This window comes from Paenibacillus sp. P4_A9 (assembly GCF_056402415.1).
On record NZ_JBFUHL010000003.1, the window covers coordinates 71,491 to 88,867 of the forward strand.

The following is a 17,377-nucleotide window of genomic DNA, read 5'->3' on the forward strand; positions in this document are numbered from 1 at the left end:
TTGTATGCAAAAAAGCCAAGGCGATATCTAGGTTACAGATATCTCCCGGGCTTTTATCCCTCCGTGAACACAGTCATTAGCTGTGCGTCTCCTCTTGGTCCAGACCGGGGCGGCAAGCCTTCCGCGGAACCCTAGGAAACTTTGTATGTGATGTTTCATTACTTATGTATAAGATGGTTAACCATTTCATTAATGATGTTAGCTATTCGCCATTCGTGTAAGTTAATATAACACATTATTAGAATCGTGAGAAGTGTTTTAAGCGAATTAACTAAAAAAGTTAGAAGTTATTGACACATATCATCAACGATGTTATGTTTAATAACACAAATGAATACGATTGTTTACTAGGGTTCCGCCGGTATTAATCGGGCTGGTCCGAGAGTAAACCACTCTTGTGAGAGAGTGACACGGAAGGATAAAAACCTGGGAGATATCACCAAGACAATGGGTCTTGTGATGTCTCCCTTTTTGTTTAACCAAACAGCGAGGGAGATCGATAGCATGGGGAACATTTGGAGCAAGGACATAGGGCCAGGGGGCAAATGGTCAGGGGTAATTGGCAAAGGGAAGTTGATTCGTTTGACTGCGTTAGAAGCGGGCGCGAATGTGTCGGTCCAGTTGTTCCACGCGAAGGATCTGACGGAGCGCTACAATATGCCGGATACGTTGAAGGCGCAGTATACCGCTCATTTAACGCGAGGGAATGTGCTCATGAGCGATAACGGTCGTGCGATGGTGAGTATCGTGGAAGACAGCTTAGGCTGGCATGATCCGCTTAGCGGTTACACGAGCCGTGCGGCAACGGATGCGAAGTACGGGGCGACGAACTATCAGGAGCTGCGCAATGATTGGTTACGAAGCGGTCAAGAGAACTTCGCGGTTGAACTGGTTCGCAATGGCCTGAGCATGCGGGATATGATGCCGGTTGTGAATTTATTTTCCAAAGTCGTCGTGGATGACAATGGGGACATGGTCCTTAGCCTAGATCATTGTCCAGCAGGGGCGACTGTCACACTAAGGACGGAGTTAGACACACTACTGGTGCTGTCTAACACGCCTAATCCTCTGGATCCACGAGAGAGCTACCCTTCGGTACCTGTCAAAATCGAAGTCTTGGCCGCATCACCTGTCAATGAAGATGACTATTGCTTGAATTATCGCTCGGAGAATCGCCGAGCTTTTGAAAATACATGGGAATATCACACACTGTTAGGTTCTTAATAGAAACGACTAAACGGAGGAGGCATGCAAAATGGCTGTTTTTAATCGAGTAGAGAGCCCTCGTCAAGTGGAGGATGCGATATATAGCGAAGTGATTCAAGCGGGAGATGGCTGGATGCGTGTCCTGAAGCCAGGGCAAGTGATGCGAATCGTGGATCTGGACGGCAATCAGGCGGCAGACACGTTGTTCTATGATGCTGAGAATCCGGAGGATCATTACAGTGCGGTGGCGACAATCACAGGTCAAAGCAACATCTACTTGAGCACGGGTTCTATTTTAAGAGCGGAATCAGGTAAGGAGTTGCTGAAAATCGTGGCTGACACCTGCGGACGACACGATACGGTCGGTGGCTCGTGCTCAGCGCAAAGCAATACGGTGCGTTACTCGCACGATAAGCTGTCCATGCACAATTGTCGCGATACGTTCATGCTACAGTTGGCTGGGCAGGACGGTGTGTATACGAAGCGCGATTTGGCGCCAAACATTAATTTCTTCATGAATGTACCTGTGACACCAGAAGGCGGTTTGAAATTCGATGATGGCGTATCAGCGCCTGGCTGTTATGTCGAAATGCAGTCCATTGGTAGTTCGATGGCGCTGATCAGCAACTGTCCACAGCTCAACAATCCATGTAATGCCTATAACCCGACGCCGATTCAGGTGCTCATCTGGGATAAATAAAGAAGATAAACGCGAAGGAGTGTGGTTACGATGTTTACAAAAGTGCTAATTGCGAATCGTGGAGCGATTGCTGTGCGTATCGAGCGTACATTGCGCAAATTGGGAGTTCAATCCGTGGCTGTCTATACGGCGGCAGATCAAGATAGTTTACATGTGGATGGAGCCGATGAAGCGGTTCTGATTGGTGAGGGACCGGCGAAGTCGAGTTATTTGAATACAGAGCTGATCCTACAAACAGCGCTCGAAACCGGTGCACAAGCGATCCATCCTGGGTACGGCTTCTTGAGTGAGAATGCGGATTTTGCTCGAGCTTGTCGCGAACATGGCATTGTATTCATCGGACCGACACCTGAGCAAATGGAGATGTTCGGACTCAAGCACTCTGCGCGTGAAATTGCCGAAAGAGCTGGTGTGCCTATGCTGCCAGGTACTCCGTTAATTACGGAGTTGGAGGAAGCTTTAACGGAAGCTGCGCGTATTGGCTACCCTGTTATTCTGAAAAGCACAGCAGGAGGCGGCGGTATCGGCATGCGTGTTTGCGCAGACGAAGCAACGCTGAGAGCGGCTTATGATGGCGTACGCCATTTGGCAGAAACGAATTTCAAAAACGGGGGCATGTTCCTCGAAAAATATATCGCACGTGCCCGTCACGTGGAAGTGCAAATCTTCGGTAACTCCTTAGGTGAGGTAGTAACGCTAGGTGAGCGCGATTGCTCCATCCAACGCCGTAATCAGAAAGTAATAGAGGAAAGCCCGGCTCCGAACTTGTCGGATGAAGTGCGTGAGGCGATGTTTGCTTCGGCGAAACGATTGGCTGCAGAAGTTGGTTACCGCAGTGCGGGTACAGTTGAGTATCTCTACGACCCAGAAACGTGTGAGTTCTACTTCTTGGAAGTAAACACGCGCCTTCAAGTGGAGCATGGTGTTACGGAGGAAGTGCTGGGCATTGACCTCGTGGAGTGGATGGTGCGTGAGGCGGCATTGGAGTTGAATGATCTGCAATCGTTGATCCGCAAGCCGCAAGGCCACAGTATCCAGGCGCGGATTTACGCAGAGGACTGCCTGCAGCAGTTCCGTCCGAGTGCGGGCCAGCTGGACCGTGCTGTATTTTCTAGCGAAGCCCGCAATGAGACGTGGGTGCGAGATGGTCTAACCGTAACGACACTCTATGATCCGATGTTGGCTAAAATCATTGTTCACGGCAAGGACCGCCTAGACGCGATCCATAAATTAGTCGATGCGCTGGCCGAAACGCGCATGTATGGTTTGACGACGAATTTGCAGTATGTACGTGCGCTTCTGCAAGAAGAAGCGTGCCTAAGCGGCAATGTCTTCACGCAATTGCTGAATACGTTCGAACCTACAGAAAGAGCGCTTGAGGTTGTCGATGGCGGTATCCAAACAACCGTGCAAGACTTCCCAGGCCGTATTCGCCATTGGGATGTGGGCGTACCGCCTTGTGGACCGATGGACCCTTTATCCTTCCGTATCGGGAATAAGTTGCTTGGCAATGCCGACGATGCTTGCGGGCTCGAGATGACGCTGCGTGGCGGCTCATACAAGTTTCGCAGCGATATGTGGTTCTGCGTAACGGGTGCGGATATGCAAGCGGAAATTGATGGGAAGACGGTTGCTACGTACCGTCCGGTTCAAGCTGCACGCGGCCAAGTGCTGAGCTTCGGCGAAGCCAAAGAAGGCATGCGTACGTATTTGCTGATCGGCGGAGGACTCGATATGCCGAAGATTCTGGGCAGCTCGTCCACGTTTACGCTGGGCGGCTTCGGGGGTCATGGCGGACGGGCGCTTCGCACAGGTGATGTGTTGGGTGTGAATGAAGGCGGTGCGAACCGTGTGCAGGACGTGTTTGAATTAGCCCAAGATCATCGCCCAGGGATGACGCGCGAGTGGACGATTGGGGTCGTTCCTGGACCGCATTGTACAGGTGAGTTTTTACGCACGGAGTATCTGGATCAACTGACAGAAACGAGCTGGGAAGTGCATTTTAACTCCTCGCGGACGGGGGTTCGGTTGAAAGGGCCAGCTCCGCTATGGACACGGGAAGATGGCGGTGAAGCGGGGCTCCACCCTTCCAATATTCACGATAACGCCTATGCGGTAGGTACGCTGGATTTGACCGGAGATATGCCGATTCTGCTCGGACCAGATGGACCAAGTCTTGGCGGGTTCGTGTGTCCGGTGACGACGGCATCAGCCGAGTTCTGGAAGCTAGGCCAATTGCACCCTGGCGATACGATCCGTTTCCACCTGCTGACGCTTCCGGAAGCGGAGGCGCTGCGTGATCTGCAAGAGAGCAACCTGCGTGCGATTGGCGAGGGAGATTTTGACCAATTGGTACAGGTGCAATTGCCTGCTGTGAATGAGGAGATTACACCGGAATATCCGCGACTTTTCCATGAAGTGGCGAACCGCCGATTCCCAATCACGATCCGCTGCTGCGGGGACCAAAACTTGCTCGTTGAATACGGTGAGTTAGAGCTGGATTTGCTGCTTCGCTTCCAAGTGCAAGCTTTGATGCAGGCGATTGTCGAGAGTGGCTCGATTCCTGTGCTCGATCTAACACCAGGCATTCGCTCCTTGCAAATTCATATTGATCCATCCCAAATTACGGTGACGGAGGCATGTCAAAAGGTCGTGGAGATCGACGCTGCTCTCCCTCCTTTGGAACAGTTCCGAGTGCCTTCGCGTATTGTGCGCTTGCCATTGTCATGGGATGACCCAGCTACACAGCTGGCGATTCAACGTTATCAACAAGGGGTACGGCCAGATGCGCCTTGGTGCCCGAGCAATCTCGAATTCATTCAACGGATTAACGGCTTAGACACGATAGATGAGGTTAAAAAGATTGTTTTTGAAGCCAATTACCTCGTATTGGGGTTGGGTGATGTGTATCTGGGGGCTCCTGTGGCAACACCGGTAGATCCTCGTCATCGTCTAGTAACAACGAAATATAACCCAGCGCGTACATGGACACCAGAAAATGCCGTCGGCATCGGCGGAGCCTACATGTGTGTGTATGGGATGGAAGGTCCAGGCGGGTACCAGTTCGTAGGACGTACCATTCAAATGTGGAATCGTCTGCGCTCAACGGAGAGCTTTCAGGCGGGTAAGCCGTGGTTGCTGAGATTTTTTGATCAAATTCAATTCTATGAAGTGAGTGCGGAAGAGCTGCTTCAGCTGCGTGAGGATTTCCCTCGTGGCCGTTATGAGGCTGACATTCAAGAGACGACTTTTGATCTAGGGGAATATCTCCAATTCCTTCGTACTATAGAAGAAAGTACGGAAACATTCCGTACCCATCAGCGGATTGCTTTTGATGAAGAGCGTGAGAGCTGGAAGGCCAAAGGGTTAGCTGAATATGTCTCCGAGCAGGAGACAGGTGATGCTGCGCCGGAAGATGAGTTGCCTGCAGGGACGGTTGCCGTTCGTGGTATTATGCCGGGCAGTGTGTGGAAAGTACTCGTGTCCCAAGGCGAGCAAGTGAAGAAGGGTGACCAACTGGCGATTCTGGAAAGTATGAAAATGGAGTTCCCGCAGCACGCACCATGTGACGGCTTTGTTTCGATGATTGGTGTGAAGCCAGGTGATCAGGTGCATGCCGGACAACTCATTCTGGGTATTGCCCAATCTGCGTAAGGGAGAGGTGAAGAGGTTATGGGAGATCGAGTGGACGATAAAAGGATGTTAAGAGTTGAATTGGAAAAAGAGTTAACCATTCCTTACTTGCGTGAAAAGTATGAAGCGGGTACATTGACGCCACAGGAAGTTATGGCGACCATTGTAGAGCGTTCCGTCGCGGACGCTGATATGAACATTTGGATTACGCCGCCGTCGATGGATGCGATTCAGCCGCACGTGGATCGTTTGTCATCGCTCTCTATGGCGGATGCGCCTCTATGGGGGGTACCTTTTGCGATCAAAGATAACATTGATCTAGCTGGTGTTCCGACGACGGCAGGCTGCGCGGAGTACGCATTTACCCCGGATGAGCATGCGGGTGTCGTGGAGAGATTGATTGCGGCAGGCGCCATTCCTGTAGGCAAAACGAACCTAGATCAGTTCGCGACGGGCTTAGTCGGCGCTCGCAGTCCTTACGGCGACGCGCACAACGCGCTGCGTCCCGAATTGATCAGCGGCGGCTCGAGCTCAGGCTCAGCCGTCAGCGTGGCCCGTGGCCAAGCGGTATTCTCGCTTGGCACGGATACAGCGGGCTCCGGCCGTGTGCCGGCAGCGCTGAATCGCCTAGTCGGCTATAAGCCGAGTCTCGGCGCATGGCCGACCAAAGGGGTCGTACCCGCTTGCGCGAGCCTCGACTGTGTCACTGTCTTCGCGCATACCCTTGCGGATGCGCTTGCCGTAGACAGCGTGGCCCGTGGTGTTCACGCGGAAGATCCTTGGTCGCGCCAAGTGGTGCGCAAACCAGCTGGCTTGCCTGCTCGCCTTCTGCTGCCTCAAGGCGAGCTTGGCTTTTACGGACCTTACGCGGATGAGTATCGCGTGGCGTGGGAAGAGGCTGTTAGTCGCCTGCGAGAAGTAAGTCGTCGTGAGGGGATTCCGATTGTTGAGGTTGATGTGACTTTATTCGCGCAAGCTGCGGCGATTTTATATGAAGGTCCATGGGTAGCGGAGCGTTGGGCCGATTTAGGGCCGTTTATCGAAGCGAATCCTGGTGTGGCTTACCCTGTTACTGAGAAGATATTGCGCTCGGGCGCAGCCGCCGAGTACGATGCGGCATCGGTGTTCGTGGCGATGCATAAGCTCCAAAAGTATAAGCTGGAAGCTAGGAAGCTGCTACAGGATGCCGTGCTTGTGATGCCGACCTGTGGTGGCACGTGGACGCGTGAACAAGTTCTGGCAGATCCGATCAGCACGAATCGTGACATGGGGCGTTACACGAACCATTGCAATCTGCTGGATCTGAGTGCGGTTGCTGTGCCTGCTGGCGATGCGGCGCCGGAGACGCCTTTTGGGATTACACTTTTTACGTTAGCGGAAGAGGAAGGGTTGATTTGCGGGGTTGCAGATTTGTTCGTTGCTGGCACGAATGATGAAGTGAAGGCGGAGGTTGCTGCTTCCAGTACGGATGCGAGTGCGAGTGCCAGTTCAAGTGCGGATAGCGCCATTGCTGCGCAAATGACGCTGGTGGCGGTGTGCGGGCTGCACATGCGTGGCTACCCGCTTGAGAAACAGATGCAAGGCTGTGGAGCACGGTTCATCCGTGAGGATGAATCCGCTGCGAAGTACAGCCTTGTGAAGCTGCCAACATCCCCTGCGAAGCCGGGGATGATCAAGCAACAGCAGGGTGGCGCAGCCATCCTGCTGGAGATCTGGGAGATGCCGCTCGAGGCATTCGGCAGCTTTGCGGCAGCGATCCCGGCTCCGCTCGGGATCGGCAAGGTTGAGCTCCGGGACGGCACGGAAGTCCCGGGATTTGTTTGTGAAGCTTACGCGGCCGCAGGCGCGGAAGATGTCACGGCGTTGCGCAGCTGGCGCAACGTGGTGCCTTTGTAATCGGCGGCTGCAAGCGCCGATCTTGTTCTTCCGGCCGCTCAGAGTGGCGGCCGGTGTTTAGCTGAGGAGCCCGCTTTGGGCGACTCAGCGGGTAATGTAGACCTCTCATGGCAGCTTGGCTGCCGAGAGGTCTTTTTCGTGCGTTGCCAGCATTTCAATACCTTGATCTCATTTGATATACTAATAAATAGTATTTTACGCGTACGTTGCACAACATGAAAGTTTAGCCTTAACACATATAAAAGGTTAGAAGATGAATGGGGATGAAGGTATGGCACGGCAGAGATATAGTAATTTAGATCCAAATGCAAAGACGAAAACCTGGAAGGAAGTACGCCGCTGGCAAAAGGAGCGGAAGGGTAAAGTCAAAGATCTGAGTTTCCGCATCGGCCAAGCAGAGCATAAGCAGCAGGAACTGCTGAAGAATAATCAGCGTGATGTCACGATCACTTGGATCGGGCATGCAACCTTTTTGCTGCAGGTAGCAGGTTTGACGATTGTTACCGACCCCGTCTGGGCCAATCGCATGGGGTTTACCCAGAGGCTCGAAGCGCCAGGACTTTCTATAGAGGAGATCCCGCCAGTCGATGTTATTTTGTTATCCCATGCGCATTATGATCACTTGCATGTAGGTTCGTTGAAAAAGCTGAGAGGTACGCCCTACGTGCTTGTGCCCGAAGGACTTGGCTCCAAGGTGCGGAAGCTGGGGTTTAGCACCGTTTGCGAATTGCCATGGTGGGGGAGTCACACCATCGGCCAGTTAGAGTTTCATTTTGTTCCTGCGCAGCATTGGACTAGGCGTACGTTAACCGATACGAATACCTCGCTATGGGGAGGTTGGATGATTAAGCGGACTGCAGCGTCTTTACCAGTAGGTGAGCAGGATCCTCATTCGATATACTTCGCTGGCGATAGCGGGTATTTTGAAGGGTTCCGAGAAATCGGGGCGAGATTTCCGAGCATTCACTACGCATTGATGCCGATTGGCGCCTATGAGCCTGAGTGGTTCATGGGGATGCAGCACGTTTCCCCCGAGGAAGCGGTGCAGGCATTTCTCGATGTCGGCGCAAAGCAGTTTATTCCGATGCATTATGGGGCTTTCCGACTTGCCGATGATACGCCGAAGGAGGCGTTGGATCGGTTGTTGGCTGATTGGAAGCGGAGAGGGCTTGATCGAAGCATGCTGCGCTTGTTAAAACACGGAGAAACCTTGGTGGCGGAGCGAACTGAGGGATAGATGTGAAATAGAGGTGCTTGATTTCAAGGATTGGAGTCCTGAAATCAAGCACCTCTTTGCATTAGGCGGTTAGCTCCTATTAAATACCGCCGTCACCTTCGTTTTGTTCCACATGACTTCGATGAGATAATCCCCTTTAGGCAAATTCGTAAAAATCTTCGAATCCGTATAAGATTGTCCCGGCTCCAAGTCCAAATAATCTTTGATCGCAACGGCGCCTTGTTCGATTACCGTTTGATCCTTCATAAGGGTATACTTTGCTCCGCCAATGACAGTGATCGTTTCTTTACTCTGATTTGTGAACGTATAGGTTACCTTCGTCTCCTTGTCTCCGTTATCTACCGTCGCAGAGGCTTGCATCGCTGTGACGACTACCTCTTTTGGGGATGAAACTACTGGCTTCGTTGAGCTTTCTGGTATAACCTCAGTCTTTGAGCATCCTGTTAGGAGCAGTGCAGAGCTTAGTACTCCAAGTAAGGCATAGCGCGTTATTTTCATCCGTCGACCACCTTATCCAATAAATTCTGTATGACAAGATTGACGGAACAGTTTTCAATTTAGTTGCATGGGGAAGTATCAGGGGTTTTTTGAGGGATCCTCGAGAGGGGGACTATATTGTTTTATAATACTCATGAATGACAAAAATGAAAAAATGTCATTTGATATTTGTCATTCGCAAATTTATAATAAAGTTAATAGGTTAGGCGGCGGTCAAACGGCTGGTTCATTCAACTCATTGAGAAGGCGGGACTAGGAAATGGAACGTAAATTAGGAGCTAGCGCTTCGAGTGAATGGCGGGTTTATATAAAATGATGAAGAATGAGTTGCCATTATCGAAGGATGAGATTTTGGATGCAGCCGAGCAAGTGCTTCGGCGTTATGGACCGGACAAAACATCCGTTGTGGACATTGCCAAAGTGCTGCAAGTGAGTCATGGGACGTTGTATCGGCATTTTGAAAGCAAAGCAGCGTTGCGGGAAGCCGTAACATCACGTTGGTTGCATATGAGCATAGCAGTTCCTTTGGAGGCTATTGCGAGTGAGACTGGCGGTAGCGAAGTTGGCCGTTTGCGATTGTGGTTAGAGACGCTGATTCAAACCAAGCGGAAATTCGCTGCCGAGGATACTGAAATGTTCACAATGTATGCCAATGTTACGATCATTGAAGTTGAAATGATTAGCACTCATGTCTATCGTTTGATGGGACAGCTTACACAAATCCTCGAGCGGGGTATGGCGAGGAACGAATTGAAACAGGGTGATTCGGAATCGATCGCCAGAGCGATCTTTTTGGCTACCTCGCGCTTCCATCATCCATCGCATGCTGGGGAATGGGGATTTGGGAGTATGGATGAGGACTTCGAGAGTGTTTGGCAGTTGTTGCTAGGAGGGTTAAAATGATCAAACCAAAACGATTAAAGTCTGGATCCAAAATAGCCATTATTTCACCCTCCAGCGGATTGCCTTATTTGTTCCCAGATATTTATGAGCTAGGCCTGAAGCATCTTCAAGAGGTCTTTGGCCTAGAAGTTGTTGAAATGCCGTCGGCAAGGATGTCACCCGATGAGCTGTATAAGAACCCGCAGCTGCGTGCGCGGGATATCTAAATTCATCATGGGATTCTCGGATGCAACGACATTCTTAACGTACTTAAATAATTTGGGAATGGTAACATTCTATGGGCCATCTGTTATGGCGGGACTCGCACAGTTAAGAAATCTTCCTGAAGCTTATGCGGATCATCTCAAAGCGATATTGTTTGAAGAGCAATTCCCTTATCGCTATGTGCCGTATCCAATATGGACGAATGGCTATAAAGACTGGAGCGATCTTGAGACCATGGGCGAGTGTCAGCCGTTTATGGAGAACGAGAATGGGTGGACGTTTATACAGGGTGAAGCGATTGAGCAAGGGTATTTATGGGGTGGATGTATCGAAGTGCTGGAGTTTATGAAATCGACGATCTATTGGCCGAAGGATGATTTCTGGCAGGATAAGGACTTGTTTTTCGAAACATCGGAAGAGAAGCCCTCGCCCATGCAAGTGGGCTATATGCTGAGGAATTATGGGATGCAAGGCATCTTTTCACGTGTTAAAGGCGTCATATTAGGTAGAGCGAAGGATTACAGCATGGCAGAGAATCAGGAGCTTAGAGAGATTCTAGTGAATATTATTGCAAAAGAGTTTGGAGCGGGTCATGTGCCGGTTGTTGTGGATTTTGACTTTGGTCATACGGATCCGAAATTGATTCTGCCTCTCGGCGGGAGAGTGGAGTTAAATCCGGGGACGAATGAGGTGATTTTGTTGGAGAGTCCTTTTGAATGATCGAAGTAGTTTTTCATCTAAAAACAACATGAGAGGGTAGCAGATAACATGAGCGAAACGGTAAGTTTAAGTCTTGGAGGATCTTACGTTGTGGCACCAGACAACCCCAGAAAGACTAAGAATCGAGGTAGAAAATGTATGATTCTTTCGTTCGAGCTTACTAACGAGGAATTAGACATTAGGGTGATCTATCTCGATACGAGCAGAGAAGTCCTGCTAAAGTTCAGTGATTTGAAGCCAATTATAGAGTAACAGGGACCAGGGATACTGCAACGTGCGGGATGGAACGGATAGGGGAGGGGCGGCCGATGAGAATACAGTGGTTTCTTTTTATACTTATCATGATCATCATTTTGGTATGTGTAGGGTGTGCAAAGGGAGAAACGGCTGTAAAACCTAAGCTATCTGTTAAACAATTGGAAGAATTCTACCCCGGCGACATTTCAAACGTGGATCATATTGAGATTAGAAGTGGTTCGACGGGAGCGCTTAAGATCGTTAATGATAAACAACTGGCTCAAGATTGGATCGCTAAAGTTCGTCACATGAAGCTTACGCCTGATCGGAATCAAGAAGGTAGAGTAGGTTATTTGTTCTACGTTGATCTGTTTGAAGGTCAGGATAAGAAACTCCGCTTTCTCCCGAACGAGATTGCAGGGACTTATTATGTTTACTCGGAGGAATTGGCGAAGGAAATTAGCGCGCTGTTTCAAGTATCGCAGTGACTTTGATCCCCTTTCGTATATTGCATGCTCAGACGGTGGAATACTGATCTGAAAGGGGAGTATTCTATGATTTTAGACTGGGTTTGGAAAGCTATCCTCATTATTACTGCTGGTTCATTGCTTCTCCGTCTTACTGGTCGAACATCAGTTGGGAAATTAACGATTATCGACGTGCTGCTCATGCTGATTATGGGTCCGTTGTTAATTCGACCTGTTGAGAATGAGAACATATGGACGACCTTCGGCACTGCGATTATTCTTATCTTAATAGTACGAATAATTAGAACTTTGCTGAAACGCTATGCTATTTTTCGCGCTTTATGGATCGGCAAGCCTATACCAATTATCGTGAGCGGAAAGTTGGAGCTCGGTGCAATGAAATCGCAGAACCTTACCGACGAAGGGCTGGACGCTCAGTTGCGTACTGCTGGAATCTACGATCGCGATGATGTTGAATATGCAACTTTGGAGGTCAACGGTCAGCTGTCCATTAAGCTAAAGCCTCATAAAGTTCCTGCGACGAAGCAGGATATTGAACAGTTAATGCAGTTAATTGAGTCCCGACTTCCCGCTAAAGTAAAGCATGATTGAAGACCACGGATGAATAAAGCCAGAGCTCCTATCGGGACTCTGGCTTTATTTATTAGACAAGTCCAGCACACCCCAATAAAGTGAGAGACTGGTCTTTGTTACCACATAAGAATTTATAAGTTTCCGGTACTCGGAAGAACAAATTCTTATTGGCGATAAAAACAACATCTAAAACGCGGTCGCTCCTCCTCGAAGTACTTCGATAGAAGTTTTTCTCATATGATCTTCATTCTTCTTGTGTCTGCTTTCCCCCAAATGCCAGCTTCAGCAGAGGCGGAGTCACTAACGTAGTCAAGATCACCACGATCAATAATGGTGTGAAATAAGATGGATCCAACAGACCAGAGTCCAGTCCGATTGCCGCAATGATGAGCGCAACTTCGCCGCGGGAAACCATGCCGGAGCCTATCCCGAATGAGGATCTCCAGTTGAAACCTGTCAGTTTAGCGCCAAGACCTCCACCAACCATTTTGGTGAAGATCGATAGGACGGTCAGAACAACGATTAACCACAGATGTTGGGTAACACCTTCGAAGGTGACAGATAAACCGATACTAACGAAGAAGATCGGCACAAAGATAGCATAGGCAATCGGTTCCAGACGCTCTTCAACGGTATGTTTATATTTCGTTTCCGATACGGCGATGCCGGCTGCGAATGCGCCGATCATTCCCGCAACGCCTAAGTACTCAGCGAGATACGCGAACAAAAAGCAAATGATCAATGCTGCGCTGATTACGGCTTCGGTGGCACGAAGTGGTGCTAAGAACCTCATGATCCAAGGGACGACTTTCCAACCCAATAGTAGAATACCTCCAAAGAAGAGCAACTTCTTGAGCAAGACAGCTGAGAGTGAGACATCAGCGCCGCCAGTCATGCTTAACAGGACGGCAAGTAGAACCACAACCAACACATCATCGATGACCGCGGCGCCTAGCATTGTCGTGCCTTCCCGACTATTCAGTCGGTTCAAGTCTTTCAACACTTGGACCGAAATACTGACGGATGTTGCACTTAGCAGTAATCCAAGGAACATGGCCTGTGATGTTGTAAATCCAATACTTATTCCAGTCAGATAGCCGCCTGCGAAAGGGAAAAGCACCCCGCCGAACGCTACAGCGAAGGATGACGTGAGATTACGGCGCAATTCCTGCAGATCGGTTTCTAGTCCTGCAATAAACATGAGCAAAAGCACGCCAATTTCGCTAAGCTCATCAATCATTTCACCGCTTTTCACCCAGCCCAACACGGCTGGTCCCAAAATAATTCCGACTATGAGCTTCCCTAATACAGCAGGCTGTCCAAGTCGTACGCTCAAGTCAGACGCTAGCTTAGTCGCTAATAAAATGATCAGCAATTCGAGATATAAGGTCATTTGAGCGCTCCTGTCCCTTGTATATCAATTTTGACCTGAACATCAAATTTAGCCTTTGGATAAATGGCCTGCCACTCTTCCCAGTCTTTCTCTCCTCCATGCCTAGTAGCTCTATAGAGCAAGCCGAAGCCGAGCGGATCGACATCATTTTTTTGTAACTTTTTCAGCAAATTTGTATGTTTCATGATCTCATCCTGTTCAGCAGATTGTGATAATTTGTTCCAATCGTCCTCATATACACCTACAACGGATTGCTCTACAACTCCACTCATAGAGACATCAACACGAATCACAGGCACATCTTTATCGCTTGTATCGATGACAAACTTTCTTTTTAGATTTTGAATCGATAAAACAAAGGGCTGTTCATCTAATTTTGTGTTGATATCGAAATATGGATACTGATTAAGCAGTTCATTAAAGATACGTGATTCAACCGTGTCCACAATGATCGTTTTCACCCTCTGTTTATCCAGCACAGCAACCTTAATGATGTTGTGTGTATCTTTTTCAGGTTCAATAACGGGTAAGAAGGGATCCATGCCTTTCTCCGTCGTTCGCCGGTAAAAATCAAATAAATATTCGTCAATCGTTAATGGTGATCGTGTTCCTTTTTCGGAGAAGCTTAAAGTCAAATCGCTTCCGGGCGTTTTTTCGGATTTCAGATTCATTCTCAGAACAGCTTCCGCATTGGGGCTTCCCATGGCAATGACACCTAAGTTTGGAATATCTGTCCTCCTTGTTAAGAAATCAAGGGGCTCTTGAATACTCTGAAACGCTAAAGATTGACCGACTATACTAATGGACGAATGACTAAAATCAAGTTGTTTTGGCACTTTGGCGATGATCAGTCTGATTGCACTTGGTATCGATTCGGCATTAACGCTCACAATTTGAGTATGATTTCCCCCAGGTTCAGTTTTTGGGGCAGGTAAAGCAAGTTTTAAGGACACGCGAAAAGGTTTGTTTTCTTCATCCGATTTATCGATGCCAATGGCCATGACAAAAATTCGTTTATCGATATCCTTGAAGGAGCAGCCCGAAAGTAAGGACACTGCCGTGCAGAGAAGGAGTAAACGACTGATTCTCATAGGCTGCGCCGCCTTTTCATTCCAGCAAGCACCACGAGGATCACGACCATAAGCAGCTCGGTAAAGAACCTTACATTTAGCCAAGTGATGGTATAGTTATAAATTTCTTTTATCGAGAAGAAGTAATAAAAGAGCATCGTAAGTATGGCATAAAGGGTGATCGTTACCCAGGAAACGAGCCGTTCCTTGTGTGGCTTGTTCTGAGTATCCATCGAAAAGCATCCTTTCACCAGTTCAATTCCAACATGAAACGTAATCGTCGCGTACATGATAAATAGGAGAATAAGGGTAAGCAAGTAAAGGAGAAGACCGCGTTGGAAGAGCCCAAGTTCTATGTACATGTCATCAATAGCGCTCAAACCTGGGTTTATATAATTTCCAACCCCGATCGTACCATGATAGCCGATTGAAATCATAAAAAGAATGCATACGAAATGTAAGCTTAAGAAGAGGATTAGCGCGTAAAACTTCCCATTTATTCTGCTTGGGATCGTTCGATTAAATATCGTTAAGCCCATAAATCCGGAGAAAATAATATTCGCCGTCGTGATAGCATGCCATTTCGGCAGAATGAAAATATAATCAGACATGGCTCTAACCGCATTCCACTCGAATCCATGGGAAAAAATGGATTTTATTGAGACGAAATAGATGAAAGGTGTAGTTAAAATAATAACTAATTCTAAAGTGCTTAAGATCGTCTTACTTGATCTAGTAGCCCCCCAGGCCGCAGCAAGAAAGAAAAATGCGATGAAGGTGATCGGACTTATTTCCGGCAGGAGATACTGATTGATGACAGATGCCGTATAGCCTATCATGAGACAGCCTTTGGATATGATCATGAATGAGAAAAAGATCAAGAGAGGAACTCTGCCCCAAGCGTGCATAAACATCCGAAATATCTCTGGGAGACCTTGCTTTGGAAAATAGCGTAACGACTTGATCAGTGTTACAAGATAAATCGAGCCTGGAATCGTACAGAGCGCTATCGCCAATATGCTGCCATTAAATCTGTTTTCAATTAAATAGGCGACTGAAAATAAGGAGCCAACGGTCAGAATATTACTCCAGAGGACATAAAAAGCGTACCGGTTCATGAAATTCGATCCTTCTTCCCATCTATCTTTTTACATTTTACCGTATTTTTCCTGTTCCCCTATAAACACTTTCAAGTAAGGCTTCCCAAAGCTTTTCAAATCATTCAGATAAATGATCATACAAAATAAACCGACGACAACACCTATAATGCCAAAGCAACTCGCTAATATGACAAAAGGATATTTCATGATTCTGATCGCAAAGCTCATCGCATTGATCGGAACAACAAAATTGGAGATTGCAATAGCCGAAGTCACAATAATCATAATGCTGCTTACTAGGTTAGCCTGTTGAGCCGCTTGCCCTAGTATCAACCCCCCAACGGTTGTTGCTGCTGCACTTATTGATTTAGGTAGACGAATACTTGCTTCAATTAAAGTTTCAGTCAAGAACATCATGATTAACACTTCAATAAACGATGAATACGGGACACCTTCTCGGCTGCCGGCGATCGTAAGGGCAAGCTGTACACTTAAGAATTCAGGGTCAATGGAAACCATGGAAATGTATAAGGCAGGGAGCAGCACGGTGATAAAAATGCCAATATAACGAGCAACTACCATAGGTGCGCTAATCCAAAAAAGATGAAATACATCATCCATGGAAGAAATGAAATCATAAAAAACTGCTGGAGCGATCAAAGCAAATCCTGTGCCCTGGACAAGTATGACGATTTTACCTTGCGTCAGGTTTAACGCGACCCGATCTGGTCTTTCTGTGACCATCATCACGGGAAATAAAGAAAACTTACGTCCCGTAAGAAGTTTCTGGAGATGCATAGCCGAAAGAATAACACTCGGTTCGACAGAAGCGAGCCGCGATCGAATATCATTCAATACTTCTTTATCTACGAGTTGGTTGTCGTAAATCAGAGCAATCTCTGTTTGTGGCTGTTGACCGACCTTAGAATTTTCATAAACAAGATGATCCGAGGGAAAGCGATGGCGAAGAAGATTGACATTCGTCTTCAAGTCATCGCTAAATGAGCGCTGCGAACCATAAATGGATGTTTCCGTGTTTGTATCTCCAAGCTCATTATTGACCACGCTATCCGCGCTGAATATGTAGAGATCGCTGCCAATGAATATACAGACATTACCGCTCATTAACTTGGGCAGTACGTCCTGATCCTCACTTAGGCGTGAAACATCAGGAAGTGAAGTTAAATAAGTCATAAATTCTTCTATACTCTTACTTTTCAACATTGGATAAATAAGATTGTCTTTGATCTTCTTTTCATCACAAATACTATCTACATAATGGAGTTCCATTTCAATTCCATGGAGTTGAATAGATTCCGATTTATAGTCACTTGAAGAGGAAAGTTGATTTTTGATTCGAAGTTTCAGGGCATCAGTCATGCTGCAACATCCTTAGTTTTGGTCTTTTACCTATTTTGCCCTTTTTCGGAAATGCTACTCAAATACAATGATTTAAATGAGGATAAGTAGTCGTATCTTTACACAATCTTTATTTGGTTATGTTACAACTACATGTGAT

Annotated in this window: 15 protein-coding genes and 2 riboswitches; of the genes, 10 read left to right on the top strand and 5 right to left on the bottom strand. The window is 47.9% G+C overall.

The window, feature by feature from the left end:
• Positions 1–40 precede the first annotated feature (40 nt).
• A riboswitch (guanidine-I (ykkC/yxkD leader) is annotated at positions 41–146 on the bottom strand.
• A gap of 190 nt (positions 147–336) precedes the next feature.
• Positions 337–435: riboswitch (guanidine-I (ykkC/yxkD leader) on the top strand.
• A 69-nt stretch (positions 436–504) separates the two neighbouring features.
• The 5 genes from AC1DVJ_RS04175 to AC1DVJ_RS04195 all read left to right on the top strand — a co-directional run bounded on the left by AC1DVJ_RS04175 (position 505) and on the right by AC1DVJ_RS04195 (position 8,672).
• Positions 505–1,224, top strand: a complete 720-nt coding sequence (locus tag AC1DVJ_RS04175; protein ID WP_477588594.1) for an urea amidolyase associated protein UAAP1 — start codon at positions 505–507, stop codon at positions 1,222–1,224.
• Between the two features lie 31 nt (positions 1,225–1,255).
• Positions 1,256–1,906, top strand: coding sequence for an urea amidolyase associated protein UAAP2 (locus AC1DVJ_RS04180; protein WP_477588596.1), 651 nt, complete (start codon positions 1,256–1,258; stop codon positions 1,904–1,906).
• 30 nt (positions 1,907–1,936) lie between these two features.
• Complete coding sequence (gene uca / locus AC1DVJ_RS04185; protein WP_477588598.1) at positions 1,937–5,560, top strand: urea carboxylase; 3,624 nt, start codon at positions 1,937–1,939, stop codon at positions 5,558–5,560.
• A 45-nt stretch (positions 5,561–5,605) separates the two neighbouring features.
• Entirely contained in the window at positions 5,606–7,435 is a 1,830-nt protein-coding gene (atzF, locus tag AC1DVJ_RS04190; RefSeq protein ID WP_477588600.1) for an allophanate hydrolase, read from the top strand.
• Between the two features lie 271 nt (positions 7,436–7,706).
• Positions 7,707–8,672 (top strand): MBL fold metallo-hydrolase, encoded by a 966-nt coding sequence (locus tag AC1DVJ_RS04195; protein WP_477588602.1) that lies wholly within the window; start codon positions 7,707–7,709, stop codon positions 8,670–8,672.
• A gap of 69 nt (positions 8,673–8,741) precedes the next feature.
• On the opposite strand, the gene AC1DVJ_RS04200 is transcribed toward AC1DVJ_RS04195, so the two are convergent.
• The gene (locus AC1DVJ_RS04200; protein ID WP_477588604.1) at positions 8,742–9,170 is read right to left on the bottom strand and encodes a putative periplasmic lipoprotein; all 429 of its coding nucleotides are present in this window, start codon (positions 9,168–9,170) and stop codon (positions 8,742–8,744) included.
• Positions 9,171–9,464: 294 nt separating this feature from the next.
• Between AC1DVJ_RS04200 and AC1DVJ_RS04205 the strand changes: the two genes are divergently transcribed.
• From AC1DVJ_RS04205 to AC1DVJ_RS04225, 5 genes are all read left to right on the top strand, one after another.
• On the top strand, positions 9,465–10,073 hold the full coding sequence (locus AC1DVJ_RS04205) for a TetR/AcrR family transcriptional regulator (protein ID WP_477588606.1): 609 nt from the start codon (positions 9,465–9,467) through the stop codon (positions 10,071–10,073).
• Positions 10,070–10,279: a hypothetical protein gene (locus AC1DVJ_RS04210; RefSeq protein WP_477588608.1), complete on the top strand. Its 210-nt coding sequence runs from the start codon at positions 10,070–10,072 to the stop codon at positions 10,277–10,279. Before AC1DVJ_RS04205 ends, AC1DVJ_RS04210 begins: the two co-directional genes overlap by 4 nt.
• Positions 10,236–10,997 (top strand): S66 peptidase family protein, encoded by a 762-nt coding sequence (locus tag AC1DVJ_RS04215; RefSeq protein WP_477588610.1) that lies wholly within the window; start codon positions 10,236–10,238, stop codon positions 10,995–10,997. The genes AC1DVJ_RS04210 and AC1DVJ_RS04215 overlap by 44 nt, the downstream gene beginning before the upstream one ends.
• 308 nt (positions 10,998–11,305) lie before the next feature.
• On the top strand, positions 11,306–11,722 hold the full coding sequence (locus tag AC1DVJ_RS04220) for a hypothetical protein (RefSeq protein WP_477588612.1): 417 nt from the start codon (positions 11,306–11,308) through the stop codon (positions 11,720–11,722).
• Between the two features lie 66 nt (positions 11,723–11,788).
• Positions 11,789–12,313, top strand: a complete 525-nt coding sequence (locus tag AC1DVJ_RS04225; protein WP_477588614.1) for a DUF421 domain-containing protein — start codon at positions 11,789–11,791, stop codon at positions 12,311–12,313.
• Positions 12,314–12,539: 226 nt separating this feature from the next.
• Here the strand turns inward: AC1DVJ_RS04225 and AC1DVJ_RS04230 are convergent, their stop codons facing one another.
• The 4 genes from AC1DVJ_RS04230 to AC1DVJ_RS04245 are packed head-to-tail and all read right to left on the bottom strand — an operon-like array spanning position 12,540 to position 17,238.
• The gene (locus tag AC1DVJ_RS04230; protein ID WP_477588616.1) at positions 12,540–13,688 is read right to left on the bottom strand and encodes a cation:proton antiporter; all 1,149 of its coding nucleotides are present in this window, start codon (positions 13,686–13,688) and stop codon (positions 12,540–12,542) included.
• Positions 13,685–14,779 carry a Ger(x)C family spore germination protein gene (locus tag AC1DVJ_RS04235; RefSeq protein WP_477588618.1) on the bottom strand — a complete coding sequence of 365 codons (1,095 nt, stop codon included), beginning with the start codon at positions 14,777–14,779 and terminating at the stop codon, positions 13,685–13,687. The genes AC1DVJ_RS04230 and AC1DVJ_RS04235 overlap by 4 nt, the downstream gene beginning before the upstream one ends.
• Positions 14,776–15,876 carry a hypothetical protein gene (locus AC1DVJ_RS04240; RefSeq protein WP_477588620.1) on the bottom strand — a complete coding sequence of 367 codons (1,101 nt, stop codon included), beginning with the start codon at positions 15,874–15,876 and terminating at the stop codon, positions 14,776–14,778. Before AC1DVJ_RS04240 ends, AC1DVJ_RS04235 begins: the two co-directional genes overlap by 4 nt.
• Positions 15,877–15,906: 30 nt before the next feature.
• Entirely contained in the window at positions 15,907–17,238 is a 1,332-nt protein-coding gene (locus tag AC1DVJ_RS04245) for a spore germination protein (protein WP_477588622.1), read from the bottom strand.
• Positions 17,239–17,377: the final 139 nt, after the last annotated feature.

Bases quoted from the DNA above. Each gene is read 5' to 3' on its own strand.
- AC1DVJ_RS04175 (WP_477588594.1), top strand. From the start codon at position 505: ATGGGGAACATTTGGAGCAAGGACATAGGGCCAGGGGGCAAATGGTCA.
- AC1DVJ_RS04180 (WP_477588596.1), top strand. From the start codon at position 1,256: ATGGCTGTTTTTAATCGAGTAGAGAGCCCTCGTCAAGTGGAGGATGCG.
- uca (WP_477588598.1), top strand. From the start codon at position 1,937: ATGTTTACAAAAGTGCTAATTGCGAATCGTGGAGCGATTGCTGTGCGT.
- atzF (WP_477588600.1), top strand. From the start codon at position 5,606: ATGTTAAGAGTTGAATTGGAAAAAGAGTTAACCATTCCTTACTTGCGT.
- AC1DVJ_RS04195 (WP_477588602.1), top strand. From the start codon at position 7,707: ATGGCACGGCAGAGATATAGTAATTTAGATCCAAATGCAAAGACGAAA.
- AC1DVJ_RS04200 (WP_477588604.1), bottom strand. From the start codon at position 9,170: ATGAAAATAACGCGCTATGCCTTACTTGGAGTACTAAGCTCTGCACTG.
- AC1DVJ_RS04205 (WP_477588606.1), top strand. From the start codon at position 9,465: ATGGCGGGTTTATATAAAATGATGAAGAATGAGTTGCCATTATCGAAG.
- AC1DVJ_RS04210 (WP_477588608.1), top strand. From the start codon at position 10,070: ATGATCAAACCAAAACGATTAAAGTCTGGATCCAAAATAGCCATTATT.
- AC1DVJ_RS04215 (WP_477588610.1), top strand. From the start codon at position 10,236: ATGAGCTGTATAAGAACCCGCAGCTGCGTGCGCGGGATATCTAAATTC.
- AC1DVJ_RS04220 (WP_477588612.1), top strand. From the start codon at position 11,306: ATGAGAATACAGTGGTTTCTTTTTATACTTATCATGATCATCATTTTG.
- AC1DVJ_RS04225 (WP_477588614.1), top strand. From the start codon at position 11,789: ATGATTTTAGACTGGGTTTGGAAAGCTATCCTCATTATTACTGCTGGT.
- AC1DVJ_RS04230 (WP_477588616.1), bottom strand. From the start codon at position 13,688: ATGACCTTATATCTCGAATTGCTGATCATTTTATTAGCGACTAAGCTA.
- AC1DVJ_RS04235 (WP_477588618.1), bottom strand. From the start codon at position 14,779: ATGAGAATCAGTCGTTTACTCCTTCTCTGCACGGCAGTGTCCTTACTT.
- AC1DVJ_RS04240 (WP_477588620.1), bottom strand. From the start codon at position 15,876: ATGAACCGGTACGCTTTTTATGTCCTCTGGAGTAATATTCTGACCGTT.
- AC1DVJ_RS04245 (WP_477588622.1), bottom strand. From the start codon at position 17,238: ATGACTGATGCCCTGAAACTTCGAATCAAAAATCAACTTTCCTCTTCA.